The 25,932-nt window shown below is 39.4% G+C and carries 23 protein-coding genes and 2 other annotated features; all 23 genes read left to right on the top strand.

Annotation, left to right across the window (positions count from 1 at the left end; genetic code table 11):
* Positions 1-339: 339 nt before the first annotated feature.
* The 23 genes from radA (at position 340) to fusA (ending at position 25,835) form a co-directional block, all read left to right on the top strand.
* Positions 340-1,716: a DNA repair protein RadA gene (gene radA / locus RVS70_RS09175; protein WP_205389406.1), complete on the top strand. Its 1,377-nt coding sequence runs from the start codon at positions 340-342 to the stop codon at positions 1,714-1,716.
* Positions 1,717-2,102: 386 nt separating this feature from the next.
* Positions 2,103-3,200 carry a PIN/TRAM domain-containing protein gene (locus RVS70_RS09170; protein WP_026680211.1) on the top strand — a complete coding sequence of 366 codons (1,098 nt, stop codon included), beginning with the start codon at positions 2,103-2,105 and terminating at the stop codon, positions 3,198-3,200.
* A gap of 144 nt (positions 3,201-3,344) precedes the next feature.
* Positions 3,345-4,814, top strand: coding sequence for a glutamate--tRNA ligase (gene gltX / locus RVS70_RS09165; RefSeq protein ID WP_121604286.1), 1,470 nt, complete (start codon positions 3,345-3,347; stop codon positions 4,812-4,814).
* A 42-nt stretch (positions 4,815-4,856) separates the two neighbouring features.
* Positions 4,857-5,071, top strand: a binding site (T-box leader).
* Between the two features lie 305 nt (positions 5,072-5,376).
* Positions 5,377-6,018: a serine O-acetyltransferase gene (gene cysE, locus RVS70_RS09160; RefSeq protein WP_034678611.1), complete on the top strand. Its 642-nt coding sequence runs from the start codon at positions 5,377-5,379 to the stop codon at positions 6,016-6,018.
* A gap of 1 nt (position 6,019) precedes the next feature.
* Complete coding sequence (gene cysS, locus RVS70_RS09155) at positions 6,020-7,420, top strand: cysteine--tRNA ligase (RefSeq protein ID WP_321132944.1); 1,401 nt, start codon at positions 6,020-6,022, stop codon at positions 7,418-7,420.
* A 2-nt stretch (positions 7,421-7,422) separates the two neighbouring features.
* Positions 7,423-7,836, top strand: a complete 414-nt coding sequence (locus RVS70_RS09150) for a Mini-ribonuclease 3 (protein WP_321132942.1) — start codon at positions 7,423-7,425, stop codon at positions 7,834-7,836.
* Positions 7,821-8,564, top strand: a complete 744-nt coding sequence (rlmB, locus tag RVS70_RS09145) for a 23S rRNA (guanosine(2251)-2'-O)-methyltransferase RlmB (protein WP_166530053.1) — start codon at positions 7,821-7,823, stop codon at positions 8,562-8,564. Before RVS70_RS09150 ends, rlmB begins: the two co-directional genes overlap by 16 nt.
* A 2-nt stretch (positions 8,565-8,566) precedes the next feature.
* Positions 8,567-9,076, top strand: coding sequence for an NYN domain-containing protein (locus RVS70_RS09140; RefSeq protein WP_321132940.1), 510 nt, complete (start codon positions 8,567-8,569; stop codon positions 9,074-9,076).
* Between the two features lie 111 nt (positions 9,077-9,187).
* Positions 9,188-9,838: an RNA polymerase sporulation sigma factor SigH gene (sigH, locus tag RVS70_RS09135; protein ID WP_318279744.1), complete on the top strand. Its 651-nt coding sequence runs from the start codon at positions 9,188-9,190 to the stop codon at positions 9,836-9,838.
* Between the two features lie 69 nt (positions 9,839-9,907).
* Positions 9,908-10,057 carry a 50S ribosomal protein L33 gene (gene rpmG, locus RVS70_RS09130; protein ID WP_321132938.1) on the top strand — a complete coding sequence of 50 codons (150 nt, stop codon included), beginning with the start codon at positions 9,908-9,910 and terminating at the stop codon, positions 10,055-10,057.
* Positions 10,058-10,161: 104 nt separating this feature from the next.
* Positions 10,162-10,329: a preprotein translocase subunit SecE gene (gene secE, locus RVS70_RS09125; protein ID WP_026680219.1), complete on the top strand. Its 168-nt coding sequence runs from the start codon at positions 10,162-10,164 to the stop codon at positions 10,327-10,329.
* A gap of 227 nt (positions 10,330-10,556) precedes the next feature.
* Complete coding sequence (nusG, locus tag RVS70_RS09120; protein WP_026680220.1) at positions 10,557-11,093, top strand: transcription termination/antitermination protein NusG; 537 nt, start codon at positions 10,557-10,559, stop codon at positions 11,091-11,093.
* Positions 11,094-11,256: 163 nt separating this feature from the next.
* On the top strand, positions 11,257-11,682 hold the full coding sequence (rplK, locus tag RVS70_RS09115) for a 50S ribosomal protein L11 (RefSeq protein ID WP_026680221.1): 426 nt from the start codon (positions 11,257-11,259) through the stop codon (positions 11,680-11,682).
* 267 nt (positions 11,683-11,949) lie between these two features.
* A complete protein-coding gene (rplA, locus tag RVS70_RS09110) occupies positions 11,950-12,648 on the top strand; it encodes a 50S ribosomal protein L1 (RefSeq protein WP_026680222.1) in 699 nt (232 codons plus the stop codon).
* Between the two features lie 47 nt (positions 12,649-12,695).
* Positions 12,696-12,844 (top strand) — a sequence feature (ribosomal protein L10 leader region).
* 50 nt (positions 12,845-12,894) lie between these two features.
* On the top strand, positions 12,895-13,395 hold the full coding sequence (gene rplJ, locus RVS70_RS09105) for a 50S ribosomal protein L10 (RefSeq protein WP_026680223.1): 501 nt from the start codon (positions 12,895-12,897) through the stop codon (positions 13,393-13,395).
* Between the two features lie 56 nt (positions 13,396-13,451).
* A complete protein-coding gene (gene rplL / locus RVS70_RS09100) occupies positions 13,452-13,817 on the top strand; it encodes a 50S ribosomal protein L7/L12 (RefSeq protein ID WP_026680224.1) in 366 nt (121 codons plus the stop codon).
* Positions 13,818-13,961: 144 nt separating this feature from the next.
* The gene (locus RVS70_RS09095; RefSeq protein ID WP_026680225.1) at positions 13,962-14,564 is read left to right on the top strand and encodes a class I SAM-dependent methyltransferase; all 603 of its coding nucleotides are present in this window, start codon (positions 13,962-13,964) and stop codon (positions 14,562-14,564) included.
* Between the two features lie 402 nt (positions 14,565-14,966).
* A complete protein-coding gene (gene rpoB / locus RVS70_RS09090) occupies positions 14,967-18,503 on the top strand; it encodes a DNA-directed RNA polymerase subunit beta (RefSeq protein WP_026680226.1) in 3,537 nt (1,178 codons plus the stop codon).
* A gap of 105 nt (positions 18,504-18,608) precedes the next feature.
* A complete protein-coding gene (gene rpoC, locus RVS70_RS09085; protein ID WP_026680227.1) occupies positions 18,609-22,217 on the top strand; it encodes a DNA-directed RNA polymerase subunit beta' in 3,609 nt (1,202 codons plus the stop codon).
* A gap of 190 nt (positions 22,218-22,407) precedes the next feature.
* The gene (locus RVS70_RS09080) at positions 22,408-22,662 is read left to right on the top strand and encodes a 50S ribosomal protein L7ae-like protein (RefSeq protein ID WP_026680228.1); all 255 of its coding nucleotides are present in this window, start codon (positions 22,408-22,410) and stop codon (positions 22,660-22,662) included.
* Between the two features lie 129 nt (positions 22,663-22,791).
* On the top strand, positions 22,792-23,205 hold the full coding sequence (gene rpsL, locus RVS70_RS09075) for a 30S ribosomal protein S12 (protein WP_026680229.1): 414 nt from the start codon (positions 22,792-22,794) through the stop codon (positions 23,203-23,205).
* 44 nt (positions 23,206-23,249) lie between these two features.
* Positions 23,250-23,720, top strand: coding sequence for a 30S ribosomal protein S7 (gene rpsG, locus RVS70_RS09070; RefSeq protein WP_026680230.1), 471 nt, complete (start codon positions 23,250-23,252; stop codon positions 23,718-23,720).
* A 36-nt stretch (positions 23,721-23,756) separates the two neighbouring features.
* Positions 23,757-25,835 (top strand): elongation factor G, encoded by a 2,079-nt coding sequence (fusA, locus tag RVS70_RS09065; protein WP_026680231.1) that lies wholly within the window; start codon positions 23,757-23,759, stop codon positions 25,833-25,835.
* Positions 25,836-25,932: the final 97 nt, after the last annotated feature.

Here is a 25,932-nt window from a genome sequence, read left to right as displayed (position 1 = left end):
TCTGCAAACTGTTTCTCTTTCTGCAGGAGTCTTGTATATTCCAGTTTTCTTTATATAAATAAGTGTGAGACTAATCCTTTTCTTAAACGATTAGATAACATAAATACTGTATAGGTACTCGAGGCCATGCATATTCTTTTGTTTGTGGGGAAAAAGTCACTTAGGAGTATAGCGTAAATGAATAAGGTATTCATGTTTTTTAGTAATAAGGAACGATTCTTATAAGGGAAGCAGGAATTTGTGGCAAGACTATGGAAATTATTGATTAAATTGATAGGAACCTGTAACTTTATCATTGCAATAATCGTATATAATAGATAAGTGAAGGGGTAGAGAAAATTGGCAAAGCGAAAAACGAAATATGTTTGTCAGGAATGTGGCTATGAATCCCCTAAATGGATGGGAAAATGTCCTGGATGTCACAATTGGAATACCTTTGTAGAGGAAGTAGAGATAACTGGAGGTCGACATAAGCAGGCTTTTCAAACAGGTGCTAGATCTACCGTCGGCAAGCCAGAGAAAATCACTTCTATCGAATCAGAAGAGGAACCACGTGTAACAACCTCTATGAAGGAATTTAACCGCGTATTAGGAGGCGGAATCGTACCAGGGTCATTGGTGTTGATTGGTGGCGATCCGGGTATTGGAAAGTCTACATTACTTTTACAGATCTCAGCGCAATTAGCGGATAAGCAATTACCTGTCCTTTATATATCTGGAGAGGAATCTACAAGACAAACGAAGCTACGAGCAGACCGTTTAGGTGTTAAAGCGGATTTACTTTATGTATTAGCGGAAACAAATTTATTAGATATATCCAATCAAGTAGAAGCCATTAAGCCTTCTTTTGTTGTTATTGATTCTATCCAGACGATTTTTCGGGAAGAGGTTTCAAGTGCACCGGGAAGTGTTTCACAGGTTCGCGAATGCACGGCAGAGCTGATGAAGCTGGCAAAATCAAATGGCATTCCTATTTTTATTGTGGGACATGTAACAAAGGAAGGGGCTATAGCTGGTCCCAGGCTGTTAGAGCACATGGTTGATGCGGTTCTTTATTTTGAAGGAGAGCGGCATCATACGTATCGTATTTTACGTGGGGTGAAAAATCGTTTCGGTAGTACGAATGAGATGGGGATATTTGAAATGAAAGAAGAAGGACTAAGGGAAGTAATGAATCCTTCTGAAATCTTCCTAGAAGAGCGCTCACAAGGAGCTGCTGGGTCAACTGTTGTTGCTTCTATGGAAGGAACAAGGCCTGTGCTTGTTGAAATTCAAGCGTTGATTTCACCTTCAGCCTTTGGGAACCCACGGAGGATGGCAACAGGGATTGATCATAATCGTGTTCCGCTGCTTATGGCAGTGCTGGAGAAGCGTGTTGGACTTATGTTACAGAATCAGGACGCCTATATAAAAGTAGCAGGTGGCGTAAAATTGGATGAACCCGCGATTGATTTAGCAATAGCAGTAAGTATTGCATCGAGTTTTCGTGATCAACCAACAAAGCCTGATGATATTTTTGTTGGAGAAGTTGGATTAACGGGAGAGATTAGACGTGTATCTCGTATCGAACAACGAGTTCAAGAAGCGGCAAAGCTAGGTTTTAAGCGCGTTATTTGTCCAAAAAATAATTTGGACGGTTGGACAGTTCCAGATAGTATTGAGGTTATCGGTGTAGAATCCGTTGAACAAGCATTAAATATTGGAGTCAGCAGGTAGTAGATTGTTTTTTAAGTCTTGGAAATAATAAAATTTTCCCTTATGGATAAATAGGCGCATGTTGAGCCGCGTCCAGCTCCAGCGCCCAGAAACGAAGCGACTTCACGAATGACCCTAGGATAAGTCATTATTGGCTCGCAAGCTCACCGTGCTTCCTTTATCTCCGTTGACTCGCTCCAGTCGGTACGTTTCAAATCGGGTGCTTGCACTTTTGCTCCTAAATTCATTGCTATTGGATTACTTATATGATATAATTTTATTTTTATATATTTGAATGTTAATTTTAGCTGTGCTATGATTTAGTTGATATAATAGCTTATTTTATTACTTTTGAAGGATTATTTTTTTCTATCGTAGGCAATAATATAAGGTAGGAGGTGGCAGTGGTGCTGAAAAAAATAGTTCATTTATTTTTTGTTATCATGGGTGGTACCGTTGGGTATTTATATATCCCGGATATTGTAAACTTATTGGATATTACTAATGCAAACTGGGTATCATCACCATATGCAGGAACAATAATCGGTGCAATTATTTTCTTTCTCATTTCATATTGGCTTGGGGATTATATTGTAGGGTTTTTAAAGTGGGTAGAAGAAGCACTTATAAAATTGCCTGTTGGTGATTTGTTTTTTGGAAGTTTAGGGTTAATGGTAGGATTAGTTATTGCTTTTCTAATAAATATACCGTTAACAGATATCAATATTGAACTAGTATCTCAAGTTTTACCGCTATTTATCACAATATTATTGGGGTATTTTGGTTTTCAAGTCGGGTTTAGACGTAGAGATGAATTTGTAAATTTATTAAACATTAATAAAAAAGAACGAGAGAAACGCAAACCGTCTGATACGGAGTATACACAAACGATTCAACCTAAAGCTAAAATACTGGATACAAGTGTCATTATTGATGGTCGTGTAGCGGATATTTGTCAAACGAGTTTTCTTGAAGGGACAATTGTTATTCCGCAATTTGTACTTGGTGAGTTGCAACATATTGCAGACTCTTCTGATGTGTTAAAAAGGAACAGAGGTCGAAGAGGGCTCGATGTATTAAATCGAATTCAAAAAGAATTACCTGTAAAAGTGGAAATTTATGAAGGTGATTTTGAGGATATCCATGAAGTGGATAGCAAGCTTATTAAATTAGCAAAGGTAATTGATGGAATTGTTGTTACCAATGATTTTAATTTAAATAAGGTCTGTGATCTACAAGGTGTTCCTGTCTTAAATATTAATGATCTGGCAAATGCTGTGAAGCCAGTTGTACTACCTGGCGAAGAGCTTGTTGTTCAAGTTATTAAAGATGGTAAAGAACATAACCAAGGAATTGCCTACCTTGACGACGGAACGATGATTGTTGTGGAAGAAGGTAGAGATTATATTGGAAAAACAATTGAAGTTTTAATTACCAGTGTGTTGCAAACATCTGCCGGTAGAATGATATTTGCCAAGCCAAAATTACTTGAAAAAGCACTATAAAAAGGGTATAACTTATAGAGGATAGAAAAAAGTGATAACATGTCATTGTTATCACTTTTGTTATACTATATATATACTATTTTGGTTCAAAAAGATTAGTGATTCAATTTACATTATGTTTGAAGAATAGAAAGGGGCAGAACCATGACAAACCAGGTTCGTGTACGTTATGCACCAAGCCCAACAGGTCATTTGCATATCGGAAACGCACGTACAGCATTATTTAACTATTTATATGCGAAACATTTTAACGGGAAAATGGTTATTCGTATTGAAGACACAGATGATAAACGAAATGTGGCTGGTGGTGAAGAGAGTCAGCTGAAGTTTCTTCAATGGCTAGGTGTCGAATGGGATGAAGGAGCAGATATAGGCGGCGAATACGGTCCCTACCGTCAAATGGAGCGTCTTGATTTATATCAAAAATATGTGGACGAGCTATTAGAAAGAGGCTTGGCTTATAAATGCTATATGACGGAAGAAGAGCTTGAGGCAGAAAGAGAACAGCAACGTGCGAGTGGGCAAGTACCTAAGTATTCGGGTGCGCATCGTGATTTAAGCGAAGAACAAATCACAGCATTTGAAAAAGAAGGACGTCAACCAAGTATTCGTATGAGAGTTCCGGAAAATGAAACATATACATTTAATGACATCGTTAGAGGCGAAATTACGTTTGAATCCAGTGATTTTGGTGATTGGGTTATTGTGAAGAAAAATGGTATACCTACGTATAATTTTGCTGTTGCTATTGATGATCACTTAATGGAAATAACGCATGTACTTCGAGGAGAGGAACATATTTCCAATACGCCGAAGCAAATGATGGTTTACAATGCGTTTGATTGGGACGCACCGCAATTTGGACATATGACGCTTATTTTAAATGAAGAACGGAAAAAGCTGAGCAAGCGAGACCAGCACATTTTGCAATTTATTGAGCAGTACTATAACCTTGGTTATTTACCAGAGGCGCTTTTTAACTTCATTGCTTTATTAGGATGGTCGCCTGTTGGAGAGGAAGAAATTTTTGATAAAGATACATTAATTGATATCTTTGATCCTGAACGATTGTCTACTTCAGCTGCGATTTTTGATCGTCATAAATTAAAATGGATGAATAATGAATATATTAAAGCGGCAGATTTAAAGGATGTCATTGAGCTTGCAATGCCGCATTTGGTGGAAGCTGGGAAATTACCACAGCAAATAAGTGATGAAAAGAAACAGTGGGCTGAACAGGTGATTGCTCTATACAAAGAACAATTAAGATATGGAGCAGAGATTGTAGAGTTAACAGATCTTTTCTTTAATGAGGAATTGTCGCTTGATGAAGGTGCAATGGATGTGCTTCAAGAGGAGCAGGTTCCAGAAGTACTACAAGTATTTACAGATAAGTTAATTCATTTGGATGACTTTACGAAAGATTCTATTAAGGCTCAAATCAAAGCCACGCAAAAGGAAACTGGACATCGTGGCAAAAAGTTGTTTATGCCAATTAGAGTAGCTACAACCGGTCAGACACATGGCCCTGAGCTTCCTATGGCGATTGAATTACTAGGGAAAGCGGCTGTTCTGTCGCGCTTAGATAAGGTGTTAAACAAATTAGAAGCTTAATAATTCACATTCTGCATAAAATGTAATATAGTATTACTACAATATTGAACGATGACAAGGAAAAGTAGGAAACGTGAGGCTTATTCAGAGAGATCCACCTTGGCTGTGAGTGGTTCTAAGATCCGTTTTTGAAGTGCCCCTTTGAGTCCGTTATGGAAATGAGTACATAACGGCGGAACTCTACCGTTATAAGGGTGAAGTTGGAAGGATAATTTTAGCCTTCAAACAGAGTGGAACCGCGCAAAAGCGTCTCTGAGTAATCATACACAGAGGCGTTTTTTTATAGTCTAAGGAAATGATAAAATTTGCCCATGTAGATAAATATGGGCGTGTTTGAGCCACGTCCAGTTCCAGCGCCCAGAAGCTAGGCGACTACAAGAATCACCCTAATCTAATTCAACATCGGCTCGCAAGCTTACCGTGATTCCTTTATCTCTGTTGACTCGCTGTAGTCGCTACGTTTCTAATTGAGCGTTTGCGCTTTTGTTCTATTATAAAAGCGGTGGATTTGAATATAATCATGGCATATTTTTCTTGGGGTGAGGAGGTTAATGAAGTGGGGATATGGAGACGATTGAAGGAAGATATGGATGTTGTGTTTGAACAAGATCCAGCAGCTCGAACATATATTGAGGTATTTTTAACGTATTCAGGGCTGCATGCTGTTTGGTCTCACCGCATTGCACATGCATTTTATAAGCGAAGAATGTTTTTCATTGCACGTTGCATATCACAAGTGAGCCGATTCTTTACAGGGATTGAAATTCATCCAGGTGCTCGAATTGGCCGTCGTTTATTCATTGATCACGGTATGGGAGTCGTTATTGGGGAAACTTGTGAAATAGGTGATAATGTAACCATTTTTCAAGGTGTAACATTAGGGGGGACTGGTAAAGAAAAAGGAAAACGTCACCCGACTGTAAAAAATAATGCATTAATTGCGACAGGAGCCAAGGTACTTGGCTCAATTACAATAGGAGAGAATGCAAAAGTTGGTGGTGGATCTGTCGTACTTCGTGATGTACCCGATCATTCCACGGTCGTTGGAGTTCCTGGGAAAGTAGTAAAGCAAAATGGTGAAAAAATGAGAAGGGATCTCGATCATCACAAGATGCCTGATCCAGTTGCTAGTCGTTGTGAGCATTTACAAAATGAAATAGATGCATTAAAGGACGAAATTGCTAAATTGAAGGAAGGGAAGTAGAATGACGATTCAGATTTTTAATACACTTACTCGACAGAAAGAAACCTTTATCCCGTTAAAAGAGGGTGCCGTAAGTATCTATGTTTGCGGTCCTACTGTATATAACTACATTCATATCGGAAATGCTAGACCAGCGATTGTTTTTGATACGGTTCGTCGATACTTTGAATACAAAGGGTATAAAGTAGATTATGTTTTAAACTTTACAGACGTTGATGACAAGTTAATTAAGGCTGCGAATGAGTTAGGCCAGGAAGTGCCAGATGTGGCCAGTAAGTTTATTACCGCATATTTAGAAGATGTTGATGCTCTAGGTGTGAAAGAAGCAACCCATAATCCGCGTGTAACAGAAACAATGGATGATATTATCGCGTTTATACAAGTGCTTATAGATAAAGGATTCGCTTATGAGGCGGCGGGAGACGTCTATTTTAAACCGCGTACGTTTGATGGATACGGCAAACTATCTCATCAATCCATTGATGAGTTACGCTCAGGTGCGCGTATTCAAGTGGGAGAGAAGAAACAGGATCCTTTAGATTTTGCGCTATGGAAACATGTGAAGGATGGGGAAATATCTTGGGATTCACCATGGGGTAGAGGTCGTCCGGGGTGGCATATAGAATGCTCTGCAATGGTCAAAAAATATTTAGGTGATACCATTGATATTCATGCTGGCGGGCAGGATCTAGCTTTCCCTCACCATGAGAACGAAATCGCTCAATCAGAGGCTAGTAATGGAAAAACCTTTGCGAACTATTGGATGCACAATGGGTATATTAATATAGACAATGAGAAGATGTCTAAATCATTAGGGAATTTTGTGTTAACAAGAGATTTAATTAATAAGCATGATCCGCAGGTACTTCGTTTCTTTATGTTAAGTGTACATTATCGTCATCCGATTAATTTCACTGAGGAGTTATTGGAAAGTGCCAAGAATAGCCTAGACCGAATTAAAACGGCTTATTTTAATCTGGAACACCGGAAATCATCGAGTGTGAATTTAGTGGACCACCAGGACGAATGGATGCAGAAAATTACGGTGTGGAAACAACAATTTGAGGCTGACATGGATGATGATTTTAATACAGCAAATGCTATTTCTGTATTGTTTGATGTGGCCAAGGATGCTAATGTTTACTTGCAAGCTAAACAAACGTCTAGTGATGTTATTGAAGAATTTCAGGAAACAATCCGATCATTCCTTTATGTATTGGGAATAGAGCTGAAAGTAGAAGAGGATTTACTCGATGAGGACATTGAATCATTGATTGAAGAAAGAAACGAAGCAAGGAAGCATCGTGATTTTGCTCGAGCGGATGAAATTAGAGATATGCTAAAGGATAAAAATATTATTTTAGAAGATACGCCTCAAGGGGTTCGTTGGAAAAGAGGCTAGTTATGAATATGGATGTTAAACAAATGAAGAGTCTTGCCCTTGCCTATATGGGGGATGCTGTCTACGAAGTGTATATAAGGGAGCATCTCCTGCAGCTTGGGCAGGTGAAACCACAGCAATTACATCAAAAAGCAGTTAATTTTGTGTCAGGAAAGGCTCAAGCAAATGTTGTATTATATTGGCTGGAACAAGATTATTTAACGGAAGAGGAAGTAAAAATTGTCTCCAGAGGTCGTAATGCTAAGTCAGGGTCTATTCCTAAAAATATTAGTGTCCAAACCTATCGATATAGCACAGCTTTTGAGGCATTGATAGGATACCATTATTTACAAAAAAACGACGAGCGGTTGAAGCACCTCATGAGGGAAGCGGTTGAATTTACAGAAAGGAGTGAAAAGCCTTGGAACAAGAAATAATTATTGGGAAAAATCCAGTGATAGAGGCATTGAAGTCCGGACGTTCTGTTAATAAAGTACTTATTTCAGAGCATTTAAACGCTTCTGCACAAGGAAAATTATTTCAACTTGGCAAGTCCGCTGGGACAATCGTACAAAAGGTCCCAAAGGCTAAACTAGATCAATTATCGAATGGAAATCATCAAGGAATAATAGCTTACGTTGCCTCTTATCCTTATGCTACGGTGGACGATTTATTTCTACGTGCAGACCAAAAAGCGGAGGCTGCCTTTTTTATTATCTTAGATGAATTAGAAGATCCGCATAACCTAGGCTCGATATTACGTACTGCTGATGCGGTGGGAGCTCATGGAGTAATTATACCGAAACGGCGTTCTGTAGGTTTAACTGCTACGGTGGCGAAAACGGCTGCGGGAGCAATAGAGCATGTGCCAGTAGCTAGAGTTACCAATATCGCCAGTACCATCGATGAACTAAAGGAGCGTAATGTTTGGGTGGTTGGCACAGAAGCGAATGCTACAGAAGATTATCGTAAGCTTGAGGGTGCATTACCTATCGCCCTTGTAATTGGTAATGAAGGGAAAGGGATGAGCCGTCTTGTGCGAAAAAAATGTGATTGGACGGTAGGTCTTCCCATGATAGGGCAGGTTTCTTCGTTGAATGCTTCTGTGGCTTGTAGTTTATTGCTATATGAGGTTTATCGCAAAAGGTACCCTGTTGGTGAATAGCGATGATTGTTGTGGTAGTTGATGGTTATAATATAATTGGCACTTGGGAAGAATTGCAAAAATTGAAAGAACATGATATTGGACAAGCACGTGATCGACTTATTGAATTATTGGCTGAATACCAGGCTTATTCGGGATATAGAGTCATTATTGTGTTTGATGCTTATTATGTTCGAGGTATTGCTAATAAAACAAATTTATATAATATAGAGATTATATTTACAAAGGAAAAAGAAACGGCCGACGAATGTATTGAAAAGCTAGTTAAAGAATTAATGAATATCCAGACACAGGTTTATGTTGCAACATCTGATTATGCAGAACAAAGGACGATATTTGGCAGCGGAGCTTTACGTAAATCGGCACGAGAATTATTAATTGAGTCTCAAAATATAGAAAGAGAAATTGAAGAAACAATAGAAACGCACCATAAAAAACAAGCATCGTCTAAAATAAAACTTAATCGAGATGTTCTGGAAAAATTTGAAAGATGGCGCAGGGGAGAAATGTAAAACTCAGATTAAACCGCGCCTGTCTGGGTCTATGCTCTGTTGACTATTGTAAAGCGCTTCCTGTATAATAAGCTTTAAAGTGACTGCGGTGTAGTCAGGGGGTCATACTTGGTGAGTGCCAACCAATTAGATTTTGACAATAAGAGCTTAAGTATGCTGGATGATGAGGGGATTGTAGAGCTTATTCATCGAGGAAATAGCCAAGCGCTTGATTACTTAATACATAAGTACAGAAATTTCGTCCGAGCTAAGGCTCGCACGTATTTCTTAATTGGTGCGGATAAAGAAGATATTATCCAAGAGGGGATGATTGGCCTTTATAAAGCTGTTCGCGATTATGATGGGGACAAGCTATCATCGTTTAAAGCCTTTGCAGAATTGTGTGTGACAAGGCAAATTATAACCGCAATCAAAACTGCTACTCGACAAAAGCATATTCCACTCAACTCCTATGTATCTTTGGACAAGCCAATTTATGATGAAGAAACTGACCGTACATTATTAGATGTCATTGCAGGTTCAAAAGCCATAGATCCACAAGAACTTTTGGTTAATAGAGAGAAATATGGTGATATGGAAATAAAATTATCTGAATTATTGAGCGAATTAGAAAAGAAGGTTCTACATCTGTATTTAGATGGGAGGACATATCAGGAGATATCTGTCGAGCTTAAGCGGCATGTCAAATCTATTGATAATGCACTCCAACGTGTCAAGCGGAAGTTGGAGCAGCTCATGGAAGGTAGCGAGGTATCACAATAGGATGCATTGACACATTTTTGTAACCATGCTAGAGTTAATATAGAAAAATCCCTCAATAGAGGTGATATAATGAATAAAAAAATAACTTTGGCATGTGCAGAATGTTTAAGCAGAAACTATACAACGCATAAAAATGTATCCACTCAGCCTGCGCGGCTAGAAGTGAAAAAATATTGTAAAACTTGTGGCAGACACACGTTGCACCGTGAGACGAAATAGACTCCGATGGAACGATATAGTAAATGGGGTTTTATATAAATTTATGGCTTTACTAATAAATAAACACGAAAAAGCCAAGATTTTCAGGTCTAGGGGGTACGAACATGTTTCGTTTTTTTAAAAACGTTTCAAGAGAAATGAAAAAAGTTAGCTGGCCAAAAGGCAAAGAGTTAACTAGTTATACCATTACTGTAATTACTACAGTAGCGTTTGTAGCGTTGTTTTTCTTTTTAATTGATCTTGGAATCACACAAATTTTGAATTTGCTATAATATACTTGAATATTTATTTTACAAATATGCTATAATGATAAATAATATGAGTCATTTGAAAACCCGGTCAACGTCGGGTTTTTTAAATTGGAAAAGAATTGGTACCTGTTTGTTAGAAAAATTCAACTCAGAGTTGTATTAATAGGGGTGCCCATGCTCCTGTGTCCATATATAAACCTAATTACAAATAAAGGGAGGGAAGGACAAATAAAGTTGTCCTGATAAACATGGAGAAAAATTGGTATGTGGTACATACGTATTCTGGCTATGAGAATAAAGTCAAAATGAACTTAGAGAAGCGAGTTCAATCAATGGGAATGGAAGATAAAATTTTCCGCGTAATTGTACCAGAAGATGAAGAGACGGAAATAAAGAATGGGAAGAAAAAAGTATCCAAAAAGAAGTTTTTCCCTGGTTATGTATTAACTGAAATGATCATGACGGATGATTCGTGGTACGTTGTTAGAAACACACCGGGTGTTACTGGTTTCATAGGATCTAGTGGTGGGGGGACAAAGCCTACCCCGCTTTTACCTGAAGAAGTGGAAAGTGTATTAAAGCGTATGGGTGTTACAGAGGCAGTTGTACAGTTTGAATTCGAATTAAAAGAAAATGTTCGTGTAACGGATGGACCGTTTACAGATTTCACAGGATCTATTGAGCATATCGATATGGATAAGCAGAAGGTGAAGGTTCATGTAAATATGTTTGGTAGGGAGACTCCGGTAGAATTAGATTTCTCTCAAATTGAAAAACTATCGTAGTTCATAGAGAATATTAGACAATACCTTGCATTTTTTTGTTATTCATGCTAAAATTCTTTTGTTATTCATGCATCTATCCTACTGATGGATAGAGCAAATTGGAGTGGGAGGGGACCGACTGGAACCCTATTACCACATCACGGACTTTAAGGAGGTGTGTCTCGTGGCTAAAAAAGTAATTAAGCTTGTAAAATTACAAATCCCAGCTGGTAAAGCAAATCCAGCACCGCCGGTTGGACCAGCATTAGGTCAAGCAGGTGTTAATATCATGGGGTTCTGTAAAGAATTCAACGCACGTACGCAAGATCAAGCGGGTATGATTATCCCTGTTGAAATTACGGTGTTTGAAGACCGTTCATTTACATTTATTACAAAAACTCCACCGGCAGCTGTGCTGTTGAAAAAAGCAGCTGGTATTGAAACTGCGTCAGGTGAGCCTAATCGTAATAAAGTCGCAACATTAAAACGCGACAAAGTAAAAGAAATCGCAGAAACAAAAATGCCTGATTTAAATGCTGCTAATGTAGAAGCAGCGATGCGCATGGTTGAAGGAACTGCGCGCAGCATGGGTATCACAATCGAGGACTAGTAATCGATTCCTTAGACATAGCGTTGCTATGTGCGGGGTATATCGTTTGCGGTGAAGTGTCTTTTGGTTGTGAAGCCAATCGATGCAGATTGGGTTGTTTTACTTGATACGGTATAGGTTGCGGTTGGATTACCTCTCGCAACCTTTTTCGTGAAGATGATAATTCGGTATTTCGAACCAAATTATCCTCTTGAGCTTTATAAAAGCCGCCGTGCTTTTATAAGTGGGAGGTATTACCGTTATAACCACATTTGAGGAGGAAATAAAATGGCTAAAAAAGGAAAAAAACATCAAGAAGCTTTGAAGCTTGTTGATCGTACGAAATCATATGAAGTAGCCGAAGCGATTGCATTAGTTAAAGAAACAGCTAAAGCAAACTTCGACGAAACAGTAGAGGCTGCTTTTCGTTTAGGTGTAGATCCTAAAAAAGCAGATCAACAAATTCGTGGAGCGATGGTGCTTCCACATGGAACTGGTAAAACACAGCGTGTTTTAGTTTTTGCTAAAGGTGACAAAGCTAAAGAAGCAGAAGCTGCTGGCGCTGATTATGTTGGAGAAAGTGATTACATTAACAAAATCAACCAAGGTTGGTTTGAGTTTGATGTCATTGTTGCAACTCCAGATATGATGGCTGAAGTTGGTAAACTTGGACGTGTGTTAGGACCAAAAGGCTTAATGCCGAATCCTAAAACGGGAACAGTTACGTTTGAAGTTGAGAAAGCAGTTCAAGATATTAAAGCTGGTAAAGTAGAATACCGCGTTGATAAATCTGCTAACATTCATGTTCCGATTGGTAAGATTTCTTTCGATAATGAAAAGTTAATTGAAAACTTCAAAGCAATTACAGACACTTTAGTTAAAGCTAAGCCTCAGGCTTCAAAAGGAACGTATATGAAGAATGCTTCTGTGGCCTCTACAATGGGACCTGGAATCCGCGTTGACGTTTCTGGCTTTGTCCGTCGATAATTAATAGTTGACGTTTTTGTCGACATTAGTTATAATGATTCACGTTGATAAAAGAATACGTTGTACCGTAGACAGCAGGGGCATGCATTTGCTTAATCATCCTGCCGAGGTGTTTATAAAAATTGGTAATTAGCGATTGAATTCCAATGTAATAATAAGCTCCCATGTCTACGTGGGAGCTTTTTTTAATGGCTCCGAACAGAGTGGGGTATACGGTATAATGATCATTTTTTAGGAGGTGGAAGAATGTCTAATATTATCGAGCAAAAGAAACAACTTGTTGAAGAAATTAAAGATAAATTTCTAGCGAGCGAAACAGCTGTTGTAGTTGACTATCGTGGGCTTGATGTAGCAGAGGTTACTGAATTACGTAAACAATTACGTGAAGCAGGAATTGAATTCAAGGTTTACAAAAACACGATGACTCGTCGTGCGGTAGAAGCTGCTGAGTTGAATGATCTTAGTGAGACGCTTGTTGGTCCGTCTGCGATCGCATTCAGTAATGATGATGTAGTAGCGCCAGCAAGAATTATCAATGATTTTGCTAAACAACATGAAGCGCTTGAAATCAAAGGTGGAGTAATTCAAGGAAGCGTTGCTTCTCTTGAGCAAATTAAGGAACTTGCAGATCTTCCAAACTACGAAGGTATGGTTTCTATGCTTCTTAGCGTACTTCAAGCACCAATTCGCAACCTTGCATATGCTACAAAAGCAATTGCGGATCAAAAAGAAGAACAAGGCGCATAATCTGTGCTTTAACGGTATAAAAACAAAATTTAATTTTAATTAGGAGGAAATTAATCATGACTAAAGAACAAATCATTGAAGCGGTTAAAGAAATGTCAGTATTAGAACTTAATGATTTAGTTAAAGCAATTGAAGAAGAATTTGGAGTAACAGCTGCAGCACCTGTGGCAGTAGCAGGTGGAGCTGGCGGCGGAGATGCTGCTGAAGAGAAAACTGAATTTGATGTAGTGCTTACAGATGCTGGTGCTTCTAAGATCAAAGTTGTTAAAGCTGTACGCGAAATCACAGGTCTTGGACTAAAAGATGCAAAAGACTTAGTTGATAACGCTCCGAAAGCAGTTAAAGAAGCAGTATCTAAAGAAGATGCTGAAGAAGTTAAAGGTAAGCTAGAAGAAGCAGGCGCAAGTGTAGAGGTTAAGTAATTAATTTCATCAACGGAGCTCGTCGTAACCATTACGGCGGGCTCTCTATATATCATATCATTTAAGCTAAGACTTGAGCAGATGCTTCTACTTCAAGCACCTTGCTATAACTACCTTCAATATTTTAATAAAAGTAGGTGCCATATGACAGAGCATTACTTTTCACCAAAACCCCAAACTAAAAGTTCACCAAAGACATGGAATTATCAATTGAATGGAAAATCCTATACATTTACAAGTGACGTAGGTGTATTTTCTAAAAATGAAGTTGATTTTGGAAGTCGGCTATTAATTGAACAATTTAATGAACCGGTAATTGCGGGGGATTTTTTGGATCTGGGTTGTGGCTATGGACCAATTGGGATCGCAATAGCAGATCGATATAAGGATCGAAAAATTGTAATGGCTGATATAAATGAAAGAGCTGTTGCATTAGCGAAGGAAAATGCTTTAAAAAATGAGGTTACTAATATCGAGTGTGTACAGAGTGATCGGATGTCTGCATTCACAAGTCGTCAATTTGCCGGGATTCTTACTAATCCGCCGATTCGTGCGGGAAAAAAGATTGTACACCAAATGTTTGAAGAAGCACAGCGAGCGCTGTTAAAGCAAGGAGAACTATGGGTGGTTATTCAAAAGAAACAAGGGGCTCCTTCCGCTAAAGAAAAATTAGAAGCTTTATTCCGTGAAGTGGAAGTGGTAGCTAAAAATAAAGGGTACTATATTATGCGGGCAATTAATGTTTGACCCGTATCTTCACTTATGATAAGATAGGAAAATGCTAACATGGCGATTCTTATGTCAAGAGGATATTTCATAACATAATAAGGTATATTTCATAAAAGTTCGGAAACACTGGTAAAATCGGAAAGATTTGGTATATACAATGTGCTTTTCGTTTATTTTTGAAATATGCTTCATGTGGTTTGTTTTGGAATTCTATTGCTGAGAGGATCCAAATAATATACTTGTAATTATCTGTTACAAGTTTGTTAGGCATGTTTTGTACGCTATTCGCACAATCACAGTTAGCCAATATTCGAAAAGCCGAAAAGAAGTAATTGCTTCTGTATTGGTTTTTCTAATTATATTAAATTTGGAGTAGAATTACAATCTACGAAAAAATGTATGATTTAAGGGGTGAAGCAGTTGACAGGACAACTAGTTCAGTATGGACGGCACCGCCAGCGCAGAAGCTATGCACGTATCAGCGAAGTATTAGAGTTGCCGAATTTAATCGAGATCCAAACCGCTTCTTATGATTGGTTTTTAGAAGAGGGTCTCCGAGAAATGTTTCAAGACATTTCGCCGATCGAGGACTTTACAGGCAATCTATCACTGGAATTTGTTGACTACAGTTTAGGCGAGCCTAAATATCCTGTAGGAGAATCAAAGGAAAGAGATGTTACGTATAATGCTCCACTTCGTGTGAAGGTTCGATTAATTAATAATGAAACCGGAGAAGTGAAAGAGCAGGAAGTATTTATGGGTGATTTTCCATTAATGACTGACACTGGAACATTTGTTATTAATGGCGCAGAACGTGTAATCGTTTCTCAGCTTGTGCGATCACCTAGTGTTTACTACAATGAAAAGATTGATAAAAACGGAAAGCGTGGCGTAGCTGCAACTGTCATTCCGAACCGTGGTGCATGGTTGGAGTTTGAAACAGATGCAAAAGATGTTGTCCATGTTCGTATTGATCGTACGCGTAAATTACCGATAACTGTATTGCTACGAGCACTTGGTTTTGGTACAGATCAGGAGATTATCGACTTATTGGGAGACAATGAGTACCTGAAAAATACGCTTGAAAAGGATAACACAGAAACAACGGAAAAGGCGTTGCTAGAAATCTATGAGCGGTTACGTCCTGGAGAACCACCTACTGTTGAAAATGCAAAAAGTTTATTAATCTCTCGCTTTTTTGATCCAAAACGTTACGATCTTGCTCATGTAGGTCGTTACAAGATGAACAAAAAGCTGCATATAAAAAATCGTTTATTTAATCAAGTACTAGCCGAAACAATTGTTGATCAGGAGACTGGCGAAGTGCTAGCAGAGAAAGGCGATAAGCTAGAGAGAAAACTACTAAATAAATTAATTCCATACTTGGAACGTGAAGAAGAGAAGCTTGGTGAAAAAACACTTGAGCCTAAAGACGGTGTGCTTGACGACCAAATTTTGCTTCAATCGATTAAAATAGTTGATCCTACTGACCCAAGTGGTGAGAAAGAGCTTAACGTAATTGGAAATGCTGGAATTGAAACAAGTGTTAAAAATATTACGCCTGCGGATATTTTATCAGCAATTAGCTATTTCTTTAACTTGCTTCATCAAGTAGGCGATACAGATGATATTGACCATTTAGGTAACCGTCGTCTTCGTTCTGTTGGAGAGTTATTACAGAATCAGTTCCGAATCGGGTTATCTCGGATGGAGCGTGTTGTGCGTGAACGAATGTCTATTCAAGACACATCAAGTATTACGCCGCAACAGCTGATTAATATTCGTCCTGTGATCGCTTCGATTAAAGAATTTTTTGGAAGCTCACAGTTGTCTCAATTTATGGATCAAACAAACCCATTAGCAGAACTAACACATAAACGTCGTTTATCTGCGTTAGGACCTGGTGGTTTAACTCGTGAACGAGCTGGTTTCGAAGTACGAGACGTTCACTATTCACACTACGGTCGAATGTGCCCGATTGAGACGCCTGAGGGTCCGAATATCGGCTTAATTAACTCATTATCGAGTTTCGCTAAAGTAAATAAATTTGGATTTATTGAAACGCCGTACCGTCGTGTGGATCCAGATACGGGTAGAGTCACAGCTCATATTGATTATCTAACAGCAGATGAAGAGGATAACTATGTTGTTGCCCAAGCAAATGCAAAGTTAACAGATGAGGGGCATTTTGTGGATGAGGAAGTTATTGCTCGTTTCCGTGGTGAAAACACAATCGTACCTCGTGATCAAATTGATTACATGGACGTTTCTCCGAAACAGGTGGTTTCAGCTGCAACAGCTTGTATTCCATTCTTAGAAAATGATGACTCGAACCGAGCGTTAATGGGTGCGAACATGCAACGTCAAGCTGTACCATTAATGCAGCCTGAAGCGCCAATTGTTGGTACTGGTATGGAATATGTAAACGGAAAAGATTCTGGAGCCGCTATTATCTGCCGCCATGAAGGAATTGTAGAACGTGTTGAAGCGAAGGAAGTTCATGTTCGTCGAATTTCTATTGTGGACGGAAAAGAAGTAGAAGGCGATTTAGATCGTTACAAACTACAAAAATATATTCGCTCTAACCAAGGTACATGTTATAACCAACGCCCAATCGTAAGTGAAGGAAATCGCGTAACTAAAGGTGAAATTCTTGCTGACGGTCCTTCCATGGAAGACGGAGAGCTTGCGCTTGGCCGTAATGTTCTAGTTGGATTTATGACTTGGGAAGGTTATAACTATGAAGATGCGATTATCATGAGCGAAAGACTCGTAAAAGATGACGTGTATACATCTATTCATATTGAAGAGTATGAATCGGAAGCACGTGATACGAAGCTCGGACCGGAAGAAATTACACGTGATATTCCTAATGTAGGGGAAGAAGCGTTAAAGAACCTTAACGAATATGGAATTATTCGTATCGGTGCAGAAGTTTCTGACGGTGATATACTTGTGGGTAAAGTGACGCCTAAAGGGGTTACTGAATTATCCGCTGAAGAGCGTTTACTTCACGCTATTTTTGGTGAAAAAGCTCGTGAAGTTCGTGATACATCCTTACGAGTTCCACATGGAGCTGGCGGAATTGTGTTGGATGTTAAAATCTTTAATCGGGAAGATGGCGATGAGTTACCTCCTGGGGTGAACGAATTAGTTCGTGTATATATCGTTCAAAAACGTAAAATACACGAAGGAGATAAAATGGCCGGGCGTCACGGTAACAAAGGTGTTATATCCAAAATTTTACCTGAAGAAGATATGCCATTCTTGCCAGACGGTACACCAATTGATATCATGCTTAACCCACTAGGGGTACCATCACGAATGAATATCGGACAGGTTTTTGAATTACATTTAGGTATGGCTGCAAGACAGCTAGGAATTCATGTTGCTTCTCCGGTATTTGATGGTGCGACAGAAGAAGATGTGTGGGAAACGCTTGAAGAAGCAGGTATGCCAAGAGATGCTAAGACTATCCTTTATGATGGAAGATCAGGAGAACCATTTGACAACCGTGTATCTGTAGGTGTTATGTACATGATTAAGCTTGCGCACATGGTTGATGATAAGCTGCATGCTCGTTCAACAGGCCCTTATTCACTTGTTACACAGCAACCACTTGGTGGTAAAGCACAATTTGGTGGTCAGCGCTTTGGTGAGATGGAGGTTTGGGCATTGGAAGCTTATGGTGCGGCATACACCTTGCAGGAGATTTTAACAGTGAAATCAGATGATATTGTCGGTCGTGTTAAAACATATGAAGCGATTGTAAAAGGTGATAATGTACCAGAACCTGGTGTACCAGAATCCTTCAAGGTATTGATTAAAGAATTGCAAAGTCTTGGTATGGATGTCAAAATGCTTTCAAGTGACGAAGAAGAAATCGACATGCGTGAATTGGAAGAAGAAGAAACACAGCAAGCAAGTAAGCTCAATATAGAAGTAGAAGAGAACTAAAGCAAAAGGTAAGGTTGGCTCTCAATAGAGCCAGCCCCTAGCTTTAGATTAAATATATTCATAGGTAGCTTGGTAAAATCGGACACTAAAAGGGAGGTTGGCCCCTTGCTAGATGTAAATAATTTTGAGTATATGAAAATTGGTTTAGCTTCACCAGAAAAAATTCGTTCATGGTCATATGGTGAAGTGAAGAAGCCGGAAACGATTAATTACCGTACACTAAAGCCTGAAAAAGATGGATTGTTTTGTGAACGTATTTTCGGGCCACAAAAAGATTGGGAATGTCATTGCGGAAAGTATAAACGTGTTCGCTATAAGGGCGTAGTTTGTGACCGCTGTGGCGTAGAAGTTACAAAAGCTAAGGTTCGTCGTGAGCGCATGGGTCACATCGAACTCGCAGCACCTGTATCCCATATTTGGTATTTTAAAGGAATTCCAAGTAGAATGGGTCTTGTTTTAGATATGTCACCACGTGCGTTAGAAGAAGTTATTTACTTTGCTGCATATATTGTGACAGAAACAGGTAATACACCTTTAGAAAAGAAACAATTACTGTCTGAGAAAGAATACCGGGCTTATTACGATAAATACGGAAAGTCATTCAAAGCTCAGATGGGCGCCGAAGCAATCCGTAAATTATTGCAGGATATTGATTTAGAGAAAGAAGTAGATGCGTTAAAAGAAGAGCTTAAGACAGCACAGGGACAACGTAGAACTCGTGCTATTAAACGATTAGAGGTACTAGAGTCTTTCCGTCATTCTGGCAATGAAGCATCTTGGATGATTTTAGATGTTTTACCAGTCATTCCACCGGAAATTCGCCCGATGGTTCAGTTAGATGGTGGACGTTTTGCGACATCAGATTTAAACGATCTTTATCGACGCGTTATTAATCGAAACAATCGTCTTAAACGCTTGCTGGATCTTGGCGCTCCAAGTATCATTGTGCAAAATGAAAAGCGCATGTTGCAGGAAGCAGTTGATGCATTGATCGATAATGGTCGACGCGGTCGTCCTGTTACAGGACCAGGTAACAGACCACTAAAATCTCTTTCTCATATGTTGAAAGGGAAGCAAGGTCGTTTCCGTCAAAATCTATTAGGAAAACGTGTGGACTATTCCGGACGTTCTGTAATCGTTGTTGGACCACATTTGAAAATGTATCAATGTGGACTTCCGAAAGAAATGGCATTGGAATTGTTCAAGCCATTTATTATGAAAGAGCTTGTAGCAAAAGGAATTGCGCATAATATTAAATCTGCAAAACGCAAAATTGAGCGTGTACACCCTGAAGTTTGGGATGTCTTAGAAGAAGTAATCAAGGAACACCCTGTACTTCTAAACCGTGCACCTACGCTCCACAGATTAGGTATTCAAGCATTTGAACCAACACTGGTTGAAGGTCGTGCGATCCGATTACATCCATTAGTATGTACAGCTTATAACGCCGACTTTGATGGGGACCAAATGGCTGTTCACGTACCATTATCTGCTGAAGCGCAAGCAGAGGCTCGTATTTTGATGCTTGCAGCGCAAAATATTTTAAACCCTAAAGATGGAAAACCGGTAGTTACACCATCACAAGATATGGTATTAGGAAACTATTATCTTACGCTGGAACGTGAAAATGCAGTCGGAGAAGGTACGATATTTAATGATCTGAATGAAGCTTTATTATCTTACCAAAACGGGTATGTACATTTGCATACAAGAGTTGCGGTACACGCATCCAATTTAAATAACGTAACATTCTCTGAAGAACAGAAGTCACAGTTATTAATTACAACCGTTGGTAAATTAATCTTTAATGAAATTTTACCTGATTCGTTCCCGTATATTAATGAACCTACAAAGGTGAATCTAGAGGATCGCACCCCGGAAATGTACTTTGTAGAACGTGGAACTAATGTAAAGGAAGTAATTCAATCTCGAGATATCATTAAGCCATTTAAGAAAGGCTTCCTTGGCGATATTATCGCAGAAGTCTTTAAACGGTTTAAGATTAGTGAAACTTCAAAGATGTTAGATCGAATGAAGGATCTTGGTTTTAGTTATTCAACGAAAGCTGGTATGACAGTTGGTATTTCAGATATTGTTGTACTTCCAGAAAAAGAGGAAATCTTAGATGAGGCACAGAAAAAAGTTGATAATGTCTTGAAACAATTCCGCAGAGGTCTTATTACGGAAGATGAAAGATATGATCGCGTCATTGCCGTTTGGTCACAAGCAAAAGACACCATTCAGGATAAGCTGATGCACTCACTAAGTAACAGAAACCCTATCTTTATGATGAGTGATTCTGGTGCAAGGGGTAATGCTTCTAACTTTACGCAGCTGGCGGGTATGCGTGGACTAATGGCCAACCCAGCTGGTAAGATTATTGAATTACCGATCAAGTCAAGCTTCCGTGAAGGCTTAACCGTTCTAGAATACTTTATTTCTACACACGGTGCACGTAAAGGTCTAGCGGATACAGCGCTGAAAACAGCTGACTCTGGTTACCTAACTCGTCGTCTTGTGGATGTGGCGCAGGATGTTATTGTACGTGAGGCAGACTGTGGTACAGATCGCGGCTTAAAAGTAGCTGCTTTAACAGATGGAACCGAAATGATCGAGCCATTAATTGATCGATTAATCGGACGTACAGCTTTCTATTCAGTAAAACATCCTGAAACCAACGAAGTAATTGTTGAAGCTGATCATTTAATTTCAGAGGATCAAGCAAAACAAATAACGGAAGCTGGAATCGAAGAAGTAACGATTCGCAGTGCGTTTACATGTAACACGAAACATGGTGTCTGTCAAAAATGTTATGGACGTAACCTAGCAACAGGTGCCGATGTAGAAGTCGGAGAAGCTGTTGGAATTATTGCTGCCCAGTCTATTGGTGAGCCAGGAACCCAGTTAACGATGCGTACATTCCATACGGGTGGGGTTGCCGGAGACGATATTACACAAGGTTTACCACGTATTCAAGAATTATTTGAAGCGCGTAATCCGAAAGGGCAAGCGGTCATCAGTGAGATATTCGGAACCGTTCTAGAAGTTAAAGAAGTGAAAGATAAGCAAGAGATCGTTATTCAAGGTGATGTAGAACAACGTTCCTACGCTGTTCCTTATAATGCTCGAATGAAGGTAACGGTTGGGGACGAAATTGCCGCTGGTCAAGAGCTTACAGAGGGTTCTATTGATCCGAAAGATTTATTGCGCATTCGAGGAGTGGAAGGCGTACAAGATTACTTGCTACGTGAAGTTCAACGAGTATACCGAATGCAAGGGGTAGAAATCGGTGACAAGCACGTGGAAGTTATGGTACGTCAAATGCTTCGCAAAATCCGAGTGGTGGATTCCGGAGACACCGATGTGTTACCAGGTTCTTTATTAGAAATCCATCAGTTCAGAGACGCCAACCATACAGTGCTTAAAGAGGGCTACCAGCCAGCTATTGGTAAACCTGTATTACTTGGTATTACAAAAGCCTCTCTTGAAACAGATTCGTTCTTATCTGCAGCATCTTTCCAAGAAACCACTAGGGTACTTACAGATGCAGCAATCAAAGGTAAGCGTGATGAGTTATTGGGTCTGAAAGAGAATGTCATTATCGGTAAGCTTGTTCCTGCTGGTACAGGAATGCAACGCTACCGAAGAGTAAAGCCTGGCTTAGATGAGCCAATTGAAGTGGAAGAAGTAGAAGAAACAGAAACTGTACAATAAATAAACAGGCTTTCACATTTTAACTGAACTGTTGTTTTGATGTGAAAGCCAAGCTTATACAGTATTCAATAGGACAAGTGATCTTAAATCGGAAGTGCAAAAATATCTATTTGATATTGACATTAAAAAATGTGAGTGATAGAATATTCAAGGTGCTTCCGATTATACTTGTTACTTTGGAGGATATGAAATGTCTTATGAAAAAGTAATGCAAGTTCAATCACGAATAATTATCGGAACAAAGCAGACACTTAAAGCCATGAAAAATGGTGAAATAAGTGAAGTGTTTATTGCTGATGATGCTGATCAACATATGACACAAAAAGTCGTAAGTTTGGCTAAGGAGCTTGGCATCCCTTGTCAGTATGTAGATTCCAAGAAAAAACTTGGAGTTGCATGTGGCATAGAGGTAGGTGCATCAACCGCAGCAGTAAAGCATGAATAGTTTTAGCGAATCTTTCGTTGAAGCTTTGTTTTTTGCCAAAAGATGAACCACCTGGATGTGTGGGATTACAAACCCCGCGCAAAACATTAGCTAAACAGATGATATAGATTATGAAGGGAGGAAAATACAATGCCTACTATTAACCAGCTTGTACGCAAAGGACGCGTAAGCAAACCAAAGAAGTCTGACTCTCCAGCACTTAACAAAGGGTACAATAGTTTTAAGAAGAAACTAACGGACCAAAACTCACCACAAAAACGTGGGGTATGTACTCGTGTTGGTACACTAACACCTAAGAAGCCGAATTCAGCACTTCGTAAATATGCTCGTGTACGTCTATCTAACAATATGGAAGTAACTGCATATATCCCTGGAATTGGTCACAACCTTCAGGAGCACAGTGTTGTACTTCTACGTGGAGGTCGTGTTAAAGACTTACCTGGTGTTCGCTATCACATTGTTCGTGGTGCGCTAGACACTGCGGGTGTTGAAGGACGTCAACAAGGTCGTTCTAAATACGGTACCAAAAAACCGAAGCAATAAGTAACTGATTAACTCATTCAAATAGAAGAAAGGAGGAAGGACATATGCCACGTAAAGGACCAGTACCTAAACGCGATGTCTTGCCAGATCCACTTTATAAATCCAAACTAGTGACTCGTTTAATCAACCAGATCATGATTGACGGAAAAAGAGGTAAAGCGCAAAAAATACTTTACAATGCATTTGAATTAGTTTCTGAAAGAAGCGGACAAAATGCAATGGAAGTTTTTGAACAGGCAATGAAGAATGTAATGCCGGTGCTAGAAGTACGTGCTCGTCGTGTTGGTGGTTCAAACTACCAAGTACCGATGGAAGTACGCCCAGAACGTCGTCAAGCATTAGGACTTCGTTATATTGTAAACTACTCTCGTCTACGCGGAGAGAAAACAATGGAAGAACGACTAGCAAATGAAATCTTAGATGCTTCTAATAATACAGGTGCTTCCGTTAAAAAACGCGAAGAAATGCACAAAATGGCAGAAGCGAACAAAGCATTCGCTCACTATCGCTGGTAAGATAAAACAAACCCAAGCTAGGAAGGAGAAGAATACATGGCTAGAGAGTTCTCCTTGGAAAAGACGCGTAATATTGGTATTATGGCACACATTGATGCAGGTAAGACCACTACTACTGAGCGTATTCTTTTCTATACAGGACGTATTCATAAAATTGGTGAAACACACGAAGGTGCTTCGCAAATGGACTGGATGGAGCAGGAGCAAGAGCGTGGAATTACAATTACTTCCGCTGCAACAACTGCTGCATGGAAAGAACATCGTATCAATATTATTGATACACCGGGTCACGTAGACTTCACTGTAGAGGTTGAACGTTCCCTACGCGTGCTTGACGGAGCAGTAACAGTACTTGATGCTCAATCTGGTGTTGAGCCACAAACTGAAACAGTATGGCGTCAAGCAACAACCTATGGTGTACCAAGAATCGTATTCATTAATAAAATGGATAAAATTGGTGCAGATTTCCTTTACTCAACAGGTACGCTAAAAGAGCGTTTAGGTGCAAATGCACATCCTGTTCAGTTACCAATCGGTGCTGAAGATAACTTTGAAGGAATCATTGACCTAATCACGATGGAAGCATTCTTTTATGAGGATGATTTGGGAACTCGTGCTGAGGCTCGTGACATTCCTGATGAGTATAAAGAAAAAGCAGAAGAGCTACGCGGCAGCTTGATCGAAGCTGTATCTGAGCTTGATGAAGAATTGATGATGAAGTATCTAGAAGGAGAAGAAATCTCTAACGATGAACTGAAAGCAGCAATTCGTCAAGCTACATTGAATGTAGAATTTTACCCAGTATATGCTGGTTCAGCTTTCAAAAACAAAGGTGTTCAGTTAATGCTTGATGGTGTACTTGATTATCTACCTGCTCCAACAGACGTTGCTGCAATTGAGGGTATCGTTCCTCGAACAGAAGAGAAGGTAACTCGTCCTTCTGATGATAATGCACCGTTCTCTGCTTTAGCATTTAAAGTAATGACAGACCCTTATGTTGGTAAGCTTACTTTCTTCCGCGTATATTCTGGAACATTAGATTCAGGTTCCTATGTGAAAAACTCTGTAAAGGATAAGCGTGAACGTGTAGGACGTATCCTGCAAATGCACGCAAATTCCCGTGAAGAGATTTCTCGCGTATACTCTGGTGAGATCGCAGCAGCTGTTGGTTTGAAAGACACAACTACTGGTGACACTCTATGTGATGAAAAGGATTTAGTCATTCTTGAGTCAATGGACTTCCCAACACCAGTAATTGGCGTAGCTATTGAACCGAAGACAAAAGCAGACCAAGATAAAATGGGTATTGCTTTAGCTAAGCTTGCTGAAGAGGATCCAACGTTTAAAACGGAAACAAACGAAGAAACCGGCCAAACAATTATTTCAGGTATGGGTGAGCTTCACCTAGATATCATTGTTGACCGATTAAAGCGTGAGTTTAAAGTAGAAGCAAATGTTGGTGCCCCTCAAGTTGCTTACCGTGAAACGTTCCGTGCATCTGCTGAAGTCGAAGGTAAATTCGTACGTCAGTCTGGTGGACGCGGTCAATATGGTCACGTATGGGTTAAATTCGAACCAAACGAAGAAGGCGCTGGATTCGAATTTGAAAACAAAATTGTTGGTGGTGTTGTACCACGTGAATACATCCCTTCTGTTGAAGCTGGAATTGAAGAATCAATGGAAAATGGTGTATTAGCCGGTTACCCACTAATTGATATAAAAGCTACATTATATGATGGAAGCTACCATGACGTTGACTCTAACGAAATGGCATTTAAGATTGCGGCATCCATGGCTTTGAAAGCAGCTAAGAACAAATGTAACCCTGTTTTACTAGAGCCAATTGCTAAGGTTGAAATTGTTATCCCAGAAGAATACATGGGAGATATTATGGGAGATGTTACCTCTCGTCGTGGTCGTGTGGAAGGAATGGAAGCACGTGGACCTCTTCAAGTTGTGAGAGGATTTGTGCCTCTATCTGAAATGTTCGGTTACGCAACTGCGTTACGTTCGAACACACAAGGACGCGGAACATTCACTATGCATTTTGACCATTATGAAGAAGTACCGAAGAGTATTTCTGAAGAAATTATTAAGAAAAATGCTGGTGAATAATTGATTTTTTGATAAATCTAAAGTATAACTTGTATTGAAGGCAAAGAAATGATGTCTATCATTGTTTCTTTGCACATCATAAAATTACAAAAAACAC

It is taken from the genome of Virgibacillus sp. M23 (assembly GCF_034190895.1).
In the GTDB taxonomy this organism is placed as follows: domain Bacteria; phylum Bacillota; class Bacilli; order Bacillales; family Amphibacillaceae; genus Virgibacillus; species Virgibacillus salarius.
This window is presented reverse-complemented; position numbering and strand designations above follow the sequence as displayed.